Origin of the sequence: Aeromicrobium sp. MLTX1 (genome assembly GCF_046452335.1) — a bacterium.
Taxonomy (GTDB): domain Bacteria; phylum Actinomycetota; class Actinomycetes; order Propionibacteriales; family Nocardioidaceae; genus Aeromicrobium.
Map to the genome: position 1 here is coordinate 924845 of NZ_JBKFDN010000001.1, position 13113 is coordinate 937957.

9 protein-coding genes and 2 tRNA genes are annotated in these 13113 nt (G+C 69.3%); 10 read left to right on the plus strand and 1 reads right to left on the minus strand.

Annotation, left to right across the window (positions count from 1 at the left end):
- The first annotated feature begins 330 nt into the window (after positions 1 to 330).
- From dnaA to ACK99Q_RS04265, 5 genes are all read left to right on the plus strand, one after another.
- The gene (gene dnaA, locus ACK99Q_RS04245; RefSeq protein WP_410184989.1) at positions 331 to 1839 is read left to right on the plus strand and encodes a chromosomal replication initiator protein DnaA; all 1509 of its coding nucleotides are present in this window, start codon (positions 331 to 333) and stop codon (positions 1837 to 1839) included.
- A 328-nt stretch (positions 1840 to 2167) separates the two neighbouring features.
- Positions 2168 to 3313 (plus strand): DNA polymerase III subunit beta, encoded by a 1146-nt coding sequence (gene dnaN / locus ACK99Q_RS04250; protein ID WP_410184990.1) that lies wholly within the window; start codon positions 2168 to 2170, stop codon positions 3311 to 3313.
- 26 nt (positions 3314 to 3339) lie between these two features.
- On the plus strand, positions 3340 to 4242 hold the full coding sequence (gene gnd, locus ACK99Q_RS04255; RefSeq protein ID WP_410184991.1) for a phosphogluconate dehydrogenase (NAD(+)-dependent, decarboxylating): 903 nt from the start codon (positions 3340 to 3342) through the stop codon (positions 4240 to 4242).
- Between the two features lie 110 nt (positions 4243 to 4352).
- Positions 4353 to 5480, plus strand: coding sequence for a DNA replication/repair protein RecF (recF, locus tag ACK99Q_RS04260; protein WP_410184992.1), 1128 nt, complete (start codon positions 4353 to 4355; stop codon positions 5478 to 5480).
- A complete protein-coding gene (locus ACK99Q_RS04265; protein WP_410184993.1) occupies positions 5473 to 5952 on the plus strand; it encodes a DUF721 domain-containing protein in 480 nt (159 codons plus the stop codon). Before recF ends, ACK99Q_RS04265 begins: the two co-directional genes overlap by 8 nt.
- Positions 5953 to 6026: 74 nt before the next feature.
- On the opposite strand, the gene ACK99Q_RS04270 is transcribed toward ACK99Q_RS04265, so the two are convergent.
- A complete protein-coding gene (locus ACK99Q_RS04270; protein ID WP_410184994.1) occupies positions 6027 to 6824 on the minus strand; it encodes a phosphatase PAP2 family protein in 798 nt (265 codons plus the stop codon).
- A gap of 195 nt (positions 6825 to 7019) precedes the next feature.
- Between ACK99Q_RS04270 and gyrB the strand changes: the two genes are divergently transcribed.
- The 5 genes from gyrB to ACK99Q_RS04295 all read left to right on the plus strand — a co-directional run bounded on the left by gyrB (position 7020) and on the right by ACK99Q_RS04295 (position 13067).
- The gene (gene gyrB / locus ACK99Q_RS04275; protein ID WP_410184995.1) at positions 7020 to 9026 is read left to right on the plus strand and encodes a DNA topoisomerase (ATP-hydrolyzing) subunit B; all 2007 of its coding nucleotides are present in this window, start codon (positions 7020 to 7022) and stop codon (positions 9024 to 9026) included.
- A gap of 64 nt (positions 9027 to 9090) precedes the next feature.
- A complete protein-coding gene (gene gyrA, locus ACK99Q_RS04280) occupies positions 9091 to 11661 on the plus strand; it encodes a DNA gyrase subunit A (RefSeq protein WP_410184996.1) in 2571 nt (856 codons plus the stop codon).
- 31 nt (positions 11662 to 11692) lie between these two features.
- Entirely contained in the window at positions 11693 to 12616 is a 924-nt protein-coding gene (locus ACK99Q_RS04285) for a DUF3566 domain-containing protein (protein WP_410184997.1), read from the plus strand.
- Positions 12617 to 12773: 157 nt separating this feature from the next.
- Positions 12774 to 12848, plus strand: a tRNA-Ile gene (locus tag ACK99Q_RS04290).
- 143 nt (positions 12849 to 12991) lie between these two features.
- Positions 12992 to 13067: transfer RNA gene (locus ACK99Q_RS04295), tRNA-Ala, on the plus strand.
- Positions 13068 to 13113: the final 46 nt, after the last annotated feature.

The following is a 13113-nucleotide window of genomic DNA, read 5'->3' on the forward strand; positions in this document are numbered from 1 at the left end:
CGGAACTGTTCATGGGCACGCGGCGGACGTCGTTCGAGACGACCCCTTAACGGTACGGGGGGCGGCCTGACGTGGTCAAACCGACCCAAAGCGGCCAGTCTTATCCTGATCCGCGCAGGGCGTCCACACGACACGCCGCAGCGTCCCCACAAATCGTCCAACCCGCTTGTGACGAATCGCCACCGGCTGCTAGCGTCACCGGATATCCACAGGACACCTCCCCTGAACGGACGTGTCGTCCACTCGATTCATACACAACGTGTGGACAACAGTGTGAACAACCGACGTCGGTCGACCTCGATGCCGGGAAGAACTCGGGAATGTCCTGCCATGGGTGGGAAGGAAGGCTGTGCGGTGCGCGACGAGGCTGAGCTGGACCTGGAGACCGTCTGGCGCGATTCCGTCGCCACCTTGTCCCCCGGAGCCAAGGTCTTCGTCTACGCGGCCAAGCCGCTCTCCCTGCACAACGGCATCCTCATCGTCGCCGTCCACGACGACCTCTCGCGCGCCCAGCTCGAGTCGCGCGTGCGCCCGGCCCTCGAGCAGGCGCTGACGACCCAGGCCGGCGAGGACATCCGCCTCGTGGTCACGATCGATCCCGACGTCGTCGACGAGGCGCCCGACCTGGTGTCCGCGCCGATCACCGTCGAGGAGGAGCCCGATAGCGACAAGTCGACAAATCGTCTTGTCGACCGTGACGACGACTTCGAGGACGACGACGACTCGCTGACCCCCAGCTGGGTCAGCCGCCCCACCGCCCCGCAGGGCGGCCCCGGCCCCTCGCACCGAGCGAACATCGCCGAGGCCCGCCTCAACTCGCGCTACCAGTTCGAGAACTTCGTCATCGGCTCGTCCAACCGGTTCGCCCACGCGGCCGCCGTCGCCGCGGCCGAGGCGCCGGGCAAGGCCTACAACCCGCTCGTCATCCACGGCGACTCCGGCCTGGGCAAGACCCACCTGCTGCATGCCATCGGCCACTACGTCATCAACCTCTACCCCTCGTCGCGCGTGCGCTACGTCAGCTCCGAGGAGTTCGTGAACGACGTCATCAACGCGATCGGCGAGAACCGCACCCCCGCGCTGCGACGCAAGTACCGCGAGATCGACGTCCTGCTCGTCGACGACATCCAGTTCATCGAGAACAAGGACGCGACGCAGGAGGAGTTCTTCCACACCTTCAACGCGCTGCACAACGAGAACAAGCAGATCGTCATGACGTCCGACCGGCCGCCGGCCGAGCTGCGCACCCTGGAGGAGCGTCTGCGCAACCGGTTCAGCTGGGGCCTGCAGACCGAGATGCTGCCGCCCGACCTCGAGACCCGCATCGCGATCCTGCGCAAGAAGGCCGCCACCGAGAAGCTCACCGCGCCGGCCGACGTGCTCGAGTTCATCGCCAGCAAGGTGCAGACCAACATCCGTGAGCTCGAGGGCGCGCTCATCCGCGCCACGGCCTTCGCCAACCTCAACGGCACGACGGTCGACCTCCAGCTCGCGCAGATCGTCCTGAAGGACCTGATCGCCGAGGGCGACGACCCCGAGATCACCGCCGGCATGATCATGGCGCAGACCGCGGCCTACTCCGAGTACACGATCGAGGAGCTGTGCGGCCCCAACCGCTCGCGCAACCTCGTCCTGGCCCGCCAGATCGCGATGTACCTGTGCCGCGAGCTCACCGAGATGTCCCTGCCGCAGATCGGCAGCGAGTTCGGCGGCCGCGACCACACCACGGTGATGCACGCCGAGCGCAAGATCCGCAAGCTCATGGCCGAGAAGCACGCCGTCTACAACCAGGTCACCGAGCTGACGGCCCGCATCCGCCAGCAGGCTCGCCAGTCTTGACATTCTCCGGCGCCCACACCTGGGGAAACGCCTGTGCATGAACGGCCCTCATCGGTGCATCCGGACGATCTGCATGTGAATCACCTGTGAACACGCGATGATCGTCCACAGCCCGGACGAGTCCCCCCACTGCACGAACCACAACTTCATCCACCGACAGATTTCCCGCAGCGCAGCACAAACGAGGGTTGTCCACCGAATCCACAGCCCCTACTACGACGACGGAAAGTACAAAGACCGAAACCCGAGTCGAAGTCACGTGCACCCATGGGTGTGGAAGAACGCTCACCGTGGCAGGATTCGACTGACGAATGAGAGGCCTCCGAACGTGAAGTTCCGCATCGATCGCGACACCCTCGCCGACGCTGTCGGCTGGACCGCCCGCAGCCTGCCGACCCGCCCGAGCGTCCCGGTGCTCACGGGCCTGCTGCTGGAGACGGTCGGCGACGAGCTGCACCTCTCGGGCTTCGACTACGACACCTCCACGCGCGCCACGCTGCCCGCCGAGGTCAGCGACGAGGGCAAGGCGCTCGTCTCGGGCCGCCTCCTCGCCGAGATCGTCCGCGCGCTGCCGGCCGGCAAGCCCGTCGACCTCGTCCACGACGGCACCAAGGTCCAGGTCACGTGCGGCAGCTCGCGCTTCAGCCTCCAGACGATGCCGGTCGACGAGTACCCCCAGCTCCCCGCGATGCCCACCTCCTCCGGCACGGTCAAGTCCGAGGACTTCGCCACCGCCGTCGGCCAGGCCAGCGCCGCCGCCTCGCGCGACGAGATGCTGCCCCTGCTCACCGGCATCCGCCTCGAGCTCGAGGGCTCGACGATCTCCCTGATGGCCACCGACCGGTTCCGCGCCAGCCTGCGCGACCTGGCCTGGTACCCCGAGGCCTCCGACATCTCGGCGCGCGCCCTCGTGCCCGCCCGCGTGCTGTCCGACACCGCCAAGGCGCTCACCGCCGGCGGCGACATCACGATCGCGGTCTCCACCAGCGAGTCCGGCGACGGCCTCATCGGCTTCGAGGGCACGGTCGGCGGCGGCGTCCGCCGCACCACCACCCGCCTGCTCGAGGGCGACTTCCCGCGCGTGCGCCAGCTGTTCACGGCGCAGGCCGAGACGGTCGCGTACGTCGGCACCCAGACGCTCGTCGACGCCGTGAAGCGCGTGGCCCTGGTGGCCGAGCGCAACACGCCCGTGCGCCTGTCGTTCTCCGAGGGCCAGGTGCTCCTCGAGGCCGGCAGCGGCGACGAGGCCCAGGCCTCCGAGAGCGTCGAGGCCACGATCGAGGGCAACGACATCTCGATCGGCTTCAACCCCAACTACATGCTGGAAGGGCTGTCGGTCATGACCGAGCCGGTCGTGCACCTGTCCTTCACGCAGCACACCAAGCCCGCCGCGATGTCCGGAGTCGCGGAGGTGGGAGCGGATCCCGATGGCGCGTTCCGCTACCTGATCATGCCGGTTCGTCTTCAGAACTGAACGCGCCACGACGTCGGGAGGCGCCCATGCACATCGGACTCGTCGGACTGGGAAAGATGGGCGGCAACATGCGCGAGCGCATGCGCAACGCCGGTCTCACGGTCATCGGCTACGACCGCGATCCCGAGCTGAGCGACGTGGCGTCGCTCGCCGAGATGGTCGACCAGCTGCCCAGCCCCAAGGTGGTGTGGGTGATGGTCCCGCACGGTGGGCCCACGCACAGCACGATCACCGAGCTCCAGGAGCTGCTGGGCGAGGGTGACGTCGTCGTCGACGGCGGCAACTCGCGCTGGACCGACGACGAGATCCACGCGGCGCAGCTGGCCGAGAAGAACATCGGCTACGTCGACTGCGGCGTGAGCGGCGGCGTCTGGGGTCTCGAGAACGGCTACGCGCTGATGGCGGGCGGCGACGCCGACGACATCGCGAAGGTGCAGCCCGCGTTCGACGCGCTGCGTCCCGATGCCGAGAACGGCTTCGTGCACGCGGGCCGCGTCGGCGCCGGCCACTTCAGCAAGATGGTCCACAACGGCATCGAGTACGCCATGATGCAGGCCTACGCCGAGGGCTACGAGCTGCTCGAGGCCGTCGACATGGTCGAGAACGTCACCGAGGTGCTCGACTCGTGGCGCGTCGGCACGGTCGTGCGCTCGTGGCTGCTCGACCTGCTGGTCAAGGCGCTCGAGGAGGATCCGGGCCTGTCGAAGGTGCGCGGCTACGCCGAGGACTCGGGCGAGGGTCGCTGGACCGTCGAGGCCGCGATCGCCAACGCGGTGCCGGCGCCCACGATCGCCGCGTCGCTCTTCGCGCGGTTCGTCTCGCGCCAGGACGAGTCCGCCGCGATGCAGGCCGTCGCCGCGATGCGCCAGCAGTTCGGCGGCCACGCGGTCCGCGCCGCCCAGGAGAGCCCCGACGTACCGCCGGCCTGATCCTGTCGCTCCCGCGACCCAGATGTGTAGCGGTGTCCACCGTTTCTGCGCCGAAATCGGCTGAAACAGGTGGACACCGCTACACATCTCGCCGGCCGTAGGCTGGGCGCATGCACGTGACCCGGCTCGAGCTGACCGACTTCCGGTCCTACGGCTCGGTCGCGATCGAGCTCGCCGCCGGTCCGGTGGCCTTCATCGGCGCCAACGGCCAGGGCAAGACCAACCTCGTCGAGGCGATCGACTACCTCGCCACGCTGGACTCGCACCGCGTCTCCTCCGACACTCCCCTCGTGCGCGCCGGCGCCGACCGCGCGATCGTGCGCGCGCAGCTCCAGCGCGAGGACCGCTCCGCGCTGCTCGAGCTCGAGATCACGCCGGGGAAGTCGAACCGCGCGCGGGTGAACGGAAATCCCCTGCCGCGCGTGCGCGACCTCGTCGGCATCGCACGCACCGTGCTGTTCTCCCCCGAGGACCTGGCGCTCGTGAAGGGCGACCCGTCCGACCGGCGACGCTTCCTCGACCACCTCATCGTGATGCGCACGCCGCGCCTGGCCGGGGCGAAGGCCGACTACGACCGCGTGCTCAAGCAGCGCAACACCCTGCTGAAGACCGCCGGCCGGCGCAGCAACATCGAGATCTCCACGCTGGACATCTGGGACGAGAACCTCGCCCGGGTCGGCGGGCAGCTGGTCGCGGCGCGTCTCGCGCTGCTCGACGCCCTGGCCCCTCACGCCACCGACGCCTACCGCGACGTCGCCGCCGGTGCGGCCGCGGACCGGCAGGTCGTGTCGCTGGACTACAAGCCCTCGGTCGAGGGGGTGCAGGACCTGCGCGACCCCGACGACATCGCCAAGGCGCTGCTGGACGAGATCGGGCGTCGCCGGCGCGAGGAGCTCGAGCGCGGCATCAGCCTCGTCGGTCCGCACCGCGACGACGTGCTGCTCTCGATCGGCGCGCTCCCCGCCAAGGGCTACGCGAGTCACGGCGAGTCGTGGTCGCTCGCGCTCGCCCTGCGGCTGGCGGCGTTCGCGCTGCTGCGCGAGGAGGGCGACGACCCGATCCTCATCCTCGACGACGTGTTCGCCGAGCTCGACAGCGATCGCCGCTCCCGGCTGGCCGCCCGCGTGGCCACGGCCGAGCAGGTCCTGGTGACGGCGGCGGTCGAGGGTGACGTCCCGCCCGAGCTCGTGGGCCAGTCGTTCGACGTCGCGGCCGCGGTGGTGACCCCGCGTGGCTGACGACGACGTCCTGCGCCTCGCCCGCGAGATCGCGGACGCCTACCGCAACGGCAACGCGCCGCCGGCGCGCCCGCGACGACCGATGCGCCGCAACGCGCCGCCGCGTCGGGGTGGTCGGGAGGACGCTGTCGCGCTGGGTGACGTCCTCGGCGAGATGGTGCAGAACCAGGGCTGGAACGACCGGCTCGCGGCGTCGCGCGTGTTCTCCGACTGGGCCGCGATCGTGGGGCCCGAGGTGGCGCAGCACTGCAGGGTCGACAGCTTCTCCGACGGCGTCGTGCACCTCGAGACCTCCTCGACGGCGTGGGCGAAGGAGCTCAAGCTGCTCGCCCCTCGCCTGGTGGCCAAGCTGAACGAGGAGCTCGGCGACGGCCAGGTGCTGCGGATCGACGTCCGCGGCCCGCAGGCCCCGAGCTGGAAGAAGGGCCGCCGCTCGGTGAAGGGCCGCGGTCCGCGCGACACCTACGGGTGAGCACGCACGATGAGGCATTCGGGTACCCCAGCGGGGCGCAATGCCTCATCGTTCGTCACCCCGGAGGGGCGGGCTCAGGCGTCGGGCGCGATCCAGGCCATCGCCGAGACCGTGACGGCGGTGATCAGGGAGACGGCCCCGAGCACCAGGGAGGCGTCGATGAAGCCGTCCATCCCGTCCACCGGACGCACCCCGATCAGCACGATCGCGAGCAGGGCGGCGACGGCGCCACTGAGAGCGGTGGGCAGCACCGCACGAGACCTCGCCCGCCGGCCGCCCTGCACCACGACGGCCACCGCGCACCAGCCGAGCGCCACGACGAGCGCCGCGACGACGTCGGCCGGGCGGTGCCAGCCGGCGACGATCGTCGAGAGACCGGTCAGCCCGACCGCGAACGTGCCGAGGCCCGCGACGGCGGCCCGCGCGCCTGCCGGCACGACCAGCATCAGGGCGGCGACCACCGATGCGGCGACGGTGACATGGCCGCTCGGCAGGGAGTTGTGGAAGCCGTACCCGAGGTCGGGACGCTCGAGAACCCCCTGCTTGAGCACCTGGGTGGTGACGTTCGCGCCCACGATCGCCACCGCGGCGCCGGTGACGGCGCGCCAGTGGTGGCGACGGGCGGCCAGCACCAGGCACACGACCGCGAGCGTCGCGGCGGACCAGATCGGCACGCGCCCCAAGATCGACAGCAGGGTCAGCTCGGCCTCGCGCCCGGCCGCCACGGTGAGCATCGCGTGCTCGTCGGCGGCCTGTCCGCGCGACGACATCAGGGCGGCGCGCACCAGAACGAGGAACACGGTGACGGCGGCGGCGCCGACCACCAGCGCCGGCCCCGACACCCGTGACGGGAGGCGGGTCGTGGAACTCACCCCTCCACTTTCCCAGACCGTGGGTGACAGCCAGGTTGCCAGACCGTCACGGACGCCCCAGAGGGGTGGTGGACGATGGGAACCTTGATCGACCCCCTCGTCGTGACTCCCAGAGGCCTTCTAGCGCCGTTCAGCGGCACTTGTGGATGAAGGAACAACGCTCCACAGGAGGTGTCGTGTCGTGAGACGCACAGAATGGCCCCGTATACTGGTTCAGTGACCCAGGCGCCCGAGACACCCAGCACGTACGACGCGAGCAACATCCAGGTCCTGGAAGGGCTCGAGGCGGTCCGCAAGCGACCCGGCATGTACATCGGCTCCACCGGTGAGCGCGGCCTGCACCACCTCGTCTACGAGGTCGTCGACAACTCGGTCGACGAGGCCCTCGCCGGCTATGCCACCAACATCCAGGTGGTGCTCCAGGCCGACGGCGGCGTCAAGGTCGTCGACGACGGCCGTGGCATCCCGGTCGACGAGCACCCCGAGGAGAAGATCCCGGCGGTCACCTTGGTGCTCACCTCGCTGCACGCCGGCGGCAAGTTCGGCGGCGGCGGCTACAAGGTGTCGGGCGGTCTGCACGGCGTCGGCGTCTCGGTCGTCAACGCGCTCTCCACGAAGATGCACGTCGAGGTCAAGCGCGACGGCTACCGCTGGACCCAGTCGTTCACGTACGGCGTGCCGGACGCTCCCCTCGAGCGCGGCGAGGCCACCGACGAGACCGGCACCACCACCACGTTCTACGCCTCGGCCGACATCTTCGAGACCACCACCTACGAGTACGAGACGCTCAAGACGCGCTTCCGCGAGATGGCGTTCCTCAACAAGGGCCTCGAGATCACGCTGCGCGACGAGCGCCACCAGGGCGAGGACGACCCCAACGGCGTCGCCGACGACGTCGAGCGCGAGGTCACCTTCCGCTACGACGGCGGCCTGGTCGACTACGTCAACCACATCAACGTGGGCAGCAAGGCCCCGATCCACCGCGACGTCATCAACCTCGAGCGCGAGGACGAGGCCAACGGCCTGTCGCTCGAGCTCGCGATGCAGTGGAACGACAGCTTCAGCGAGTCGGTCCACACCTTCGCCAACACGATCAACACGCACGAGGGCGGCACGCACGAGGAGGGCTTCCGCGCGGCGCTGACCACCACGGTCAACCGCTTCGCCGAGACCAACAACCTCATCAAGAAGAAGGAAGACCGCCTCACCGGCGACGACATCCGCGAGGGTCTCACCGCGATCATCTCGGTCAAGCTCGCCGAGCCGCAGTTCGAGGGCCAGACCAAGACCAAGCTCGGCAACACCGAGGCCAAGGGCTTCGTCCAGCAGGTGCTGAACGACGAGCTCGGCGCCTGGTTCGAGCGCAACCCCGCCGAGGGCAAGAACATCGTCCGCAAGTCGATCGACGCCGCCGCGGCGCGCGTGGCCGCCCGCAAGGCGCGCGACCTCGCCCGCAACCGCAAGGGCTTCGGCTCCGGCGGCGGCCTCCCGGGCAAGCTGGTCGACTGCTCCAGCCGCAACCCCGAGGAGTGCGAGATCTTCGTGGTGGAGGGCAACTCCGCCGGCGGCTCGGCCCGCAACGGCCGCGATCCCGCGACCCAGGCGATCCTGCCGCTGCGCGGCAAGATCCTCAACGTCGAGAAGGCGCGGATCGACAAGATCCTCCAGAACACCGAGGTCCAGGCGATCATCAGCGCGCTCGGCACCGGCGTCCACGAGGACTTCGACATCGCCAAGCTGCGCTATCACAAGATCGTGCTGATGGCCGACGCCGACGTCGACGGCCAGCACATCACCACGCTGCTGCTGACGCTGCTGTTCCGGTTCATGAAGCCGCTCATCGACGCCGGCCACGTGTTCCTGGCGCAGCCGCCGCTGTACAAGGTGAAGTGGACCAACCACGCGCACGAGCTGGCGTACTCCGACGCCGAGCGCGACGCCGTGATCGCCGCGGGCACCGAGGCCGGCTACCGCCTGCCGAAGGAGGCCCCGGTGCAGCGCTACAAGGGTCTCGGCGAGATGAACGCCAGCGAGCTGTGGGAGACCACGATGGATCCCGAGGGCCGCCTGCTCCGCCAGGTCACCCTCGCCGACGCGGCCGTGGCCGACGAGATCTTCACGATCCTCATGGGCGAGGACGTCGACCAGCGACGCTCGTTCATCCAGCGGAACGCCAAGGACGTCCGCTTCCTCGACATCTGACCTCCACCTCCCCGGTGGTCGGCGGCGCGCTGCGTAGCCCGGCCACAGACAGAAGGACACAGAAGTGACCGACACCCCGATCGAACGCGACCGCATCGAACCGGTCGAGCTGCAGGACGAGATGCAGCGTTCGTACATCGACTACGCGATGAGCGTGATCGTGGCGCGCGCGCTGCCCGACGTGCGCGACGGCCTCAAGCCGGTGCACCGTCGTGTCCTGTACGCGATGTACGACGGCGGCTACCGCCCCGACCGCGGCTTCAACAAGTGCAGCCGCATCGTCGGTGACGTCATGGGTCAGTACCACCCGCACGGCGACTCGGCGATCTACGACACCCTCGTGCGTCTCGCGCAGCCGTGGTCGATGCGTGCGCCGATGATCAGCGGCCAGGGCAACTTCGGCTCGCCGGGCGACGACCCGGCCGCCGCGATGCGGTACACCGAGTGCAAGCTCGCGCCGATCGCGATGGAGATGCTCCGCGACATCGAGCAGGAGACCGTCGACTTCAAGCCGAACTACGACGGTCGCTCGCAGGAGCCCACGGTCCTGCCGGCGCGGATCCCGAACCTGCTGGTCAACGGCTCGGCCGGCATCGCCGTCGGCATGGCCACCAACATCCCGCCGCACAACCTGCGCGAGGTGGCCGAGGGCGTGCAGTGGGCGCTCGAGCACCCCGACGCGTCCCGCGAGGAGCTCCTCGAGGCGCTGCTGGCCCGCATCAAGGGCCCCGACTTCCCCACCGACGGCCTCATCGTCGGCACCCACGGCATCGAGGAGATGTACCGCACGGGCCGCGGCTCGGTCCCGATGCGCGCCGTGGTGAACATCGAGGAGGACACGAAGGGCCGCATCCAGCTCGTCGTCTCCGAGCTGCCGTACCAGGTCAACCCGGATGCGCTCATGCGCAAGATCGCCGACCTGGCGCAGACCGGCCGCGTGCAGGGCATCTCCGACCTGCGCGACGAGTCCAGCGACCGCGCCGGCCGCCGCATCGTCATCGAGGTCCGCCGCGACGCCGTGGCCCGGGTCGTGCTGAACAACCTCTACAAGCACACCGACCTGCAGACGAACTTCAGTGCGAACATGCTCGCGATCGTCGACGACGTCCCGCGCACGCTGACCCTCGACGGTTTCATCACGCACTGGATCCGTCACCAGGTCGACGTCATCCGTCGTCGCACCGAGTACCGCCTGCGCAAGGCCGAGGAGCGCGCCCACATCTTGCGCGGCCTCGTGAAGGCCCTCGACCAGCTCGACGACGTGATCGCGCTGATCCGTCGCAGCCCCACGGTCGACGAGGCCCGCCACGGCCTGATGGAGCTGCTCGACATCGACGAGCTCCAGGCCACCGCGATCCTTGACATGCAGCTGCGTCGCCTGGCGGCCCTCGAGCGCCAGAAGATCATCGACGAGCTGTCCGAGATCGAGGCCGAGATCGCCGAGTACAAGGCGATCCTGGCCAGCGAGGCCCGTCAGCGCGAGATCGTCGGCGAGGAGCTGGCCGAGATCGTCGCGAAGTACGGCGAGGACCGCCGCTCGCGGATCATCGCGGCCGACGGCGACCTCTCGGACGAGGACCTGATCCCCGACGAGGAGCTCGTCGTCACGATCACCAAGGGCGGCTACGCCAAGCGCACGAAGACCGAGCTGTACCGCGTGCAGAACCGCGGCGGCAAGGGCGTGCGCGGCGCGTCGCTGCGTGGCGAGGACGTCGTCGAGCACGTGTTCTCCACGACGGCGCACCACTGGATCCTGTTCTTCACCACGGCGGGCCGCGTCTACCGCGCCAAGGCGTACCACCTGCCCGAGGGCGGCCGTGACGCCCGCGGCGGCCACGTGGCCGGCCTGCTGGCGTTCCTGCCCGATGAGGAGATCGCCCAGGTGCTGGCGGTCCGCGACTACGAGCAGGCGCCGTACCTGGTGCTCGCCACGAAGCGCGGCCTCGTCAAGAAGACGCGCCTCACGGACTACAACAGCCCGCGCCAGGCCGGCGTCATCGCGATCAACTTCCGCGACGAGGACGACGAGCTGGTCGGCGCCGAGCTGGTCTCGCCCGAGGACGACATCCTGCTGATCAGCCGCAAGGCCCAGTCGATCCGCTTCCGCGCCGACGACGAGCAGCTGCGTCCGATGGGTCGCGCCACCTCGGGCGTCACGGGCATGAAGTTCCGCGACGACGACTCCCTGCTGTCGATGACGGTCATCAAGGCCGGTGCCGACGAGGAGGGCGAGGGCGAGGACGACGACAGCCAGAAGCTGTACGTCTTCACCGTCACCGACGGCGGCTACGCCAAGAAGACGCGGATCGACGAGTACCGCGTCCAGGGCCGTGGCGGACTGGGCATCAAGGCCATGCAGATCACCGAGTCGCGCGGCGAGCTCGTGGGCGGGCTGGTGCTCCGTGACACCGACGACGTCATCAGCGTGACCGAGTCCGGACAGATCACACGCAGCCTCGTGTCCGGCGTTCCTGTGAAGGGCCGTGGCACGATGGGAGTGAGTTTCGTGAAGTTCAAGGGCAACGACCGCGTGGTCACCATCGCCCGGAACACCGAGGTCACCACCCCGGAGAACACGGACGAGAACGACGAGACGGCCGAGCAGTCGAACGCGAGCGGGGACGACAGTGAGTGAGCAGAAGCCGGAGAACGGTCAGCAGAACGGCATGCCTGCCAAGAACGCCAAGGCGAACGGGACGACCCCTTCGGTCACCGCGCGCCGGCCGCTGAGCAAGGCGGAGTACGCGCGGACCACCCAGGCGTCGCCCGACACGACCTCGGTGATCCCGGCGGTCCGTGACGACCAGCCGGCGCCGCCGAAGGCGCCCGCGCCCTCCACCGACGACCGTCCCACGCAGACGATGAAGGCCGTGCCGGCCCAGCCGCCGGCGAGGAAGCCTGAGCCGAAGAAGGCCGAGCCGAAGAAGCAGCCCACGCGTCCTGAGGCCAAGGCCACTCCGGCGCCGAAGGCTCCGGGTGCGGGTGCTGCCGTCGGTGGCGCCGCTGCCGCTGCCGGGGGTGCGGCTGCTGCCGCGTCGGCGTCCACGCAGGCCGCGGCCGCGCCTGCTGCCGCGCCGGCCGCCGCGCCGGCTCCCGCCGCGAAGCCTCAGCAGAAGGCCGAGCCGAAGCCGGCTCCGGCCAAGAAGCAGAAGCCCGAGCCCAAGAAGGCTCCGAAGCAGACCGAGTCGGCGGGCGAGGCCACCAAGACCGCTCCGGCGGCCACGGGTCGCTCCGCGCGCCTCAAGCTCAGCCACGTGGAGCCGTGGAGTGTCACGAAGATGGCGTTCGTCGTCTCGGTGGCGCTCATGGTGGTCAGCGTCGTCGCGGTCACGGTGTTCTGGCTGGTCATGCAGATCACCGGCGTCTGGGGCGCCCTGAACGACAGCGTCTCCAACGTGCTCGCCGACGACGCCTCCGGCTTCGACATCACCGAGTACCTCGGCTTCGGCCGCGTCGTCGGCCTGACGCTCCTCGTGTCGAGCCTCAACGTCATCTTCATGACGGCCCTGGCCACGATCGCCGCGCACCTGTACAACCTCGCCTCCGGCATCCTCGGTGGCATCGAGATGACGTTCGGCGAGCGCCAGTAACGCCCGCAGCCGCCCCTCCCCGCGAGTGGCGCGAAACGGCCCGCCACTCGCCGAGTGGCGGGCCGTTCTGCGCCTCTGGGCGTCACGTGACCGACCACTCGCCGACCCGATTGGAACTCGCCGGGGACCTTCGGGTAATCTCTTCTATTGCTGCCCGGGGCCTATAGCTCAGCTCGGTTAGAGCGCTTCCCTGATAAGGAAGAGGTCGATGGTTCAAGTCCATCTAGGCCCACCGAAGGAGGAATCGACGTGAAGAAGATCCTCACCCTGGCACTCGCGGTCGCTGGAGCCGTCTGGTTCTCGAGCCGCCGCAAGGCCGCTGCGCAGCCCGATCCCTGGGCGCAGCACAGCGACTCCGTCTGACACACCCACCACGGGGCCTTGGCGCAATTGGTAGCGCACCTGCTTTGCAAGCAGGGGGTTAGGGGTTCGAGTCCCCTAGGCTCCACCACTTTCACCAACCCGCAGGAATCTCCTGCGGGTCCTTTTGTTTTCCC

What these genes read in the sequence shown, in the direction of transcription:
- gyrB (WP_410184995.1), top strand. Translation starts at nt 7,020, where the DNA reads ATGGCCCCGTATACTGGTTCAGTGACCCAGGCGCCCGAGACACCCAGC.
- dnaA (WP_410184989.1), top strand. Translation starts at nt 331, where the DNA reads ATGGGTGGGAAGGAAGGCTGTGCGGTGCGCGACGAGGCTGAGCTGGAC.
- recF (WP_410184992.1), top strand. Translation starts at nt 4,353, where the DNA reads ATGCACGTGACCCGGCTCGAGCTGACCGACTTCCGGTCCTACGGCTCG.
- gnd (WP_410184991.1), top strand. Translation starts at nt 3,340, where the DNA reads ATGCACATCGGACTCGTCGGACTGGGAAAGATGGGCGGCAACATGCGC.
- ACK99Q_RS04285 (WP_410184997.1), top strand. Translation starts at nt 11,693, where the DNA reads ATGCCTGCCAAGAACGCCAAGGCGAACGGGACGACCCCTTCGGTCACC.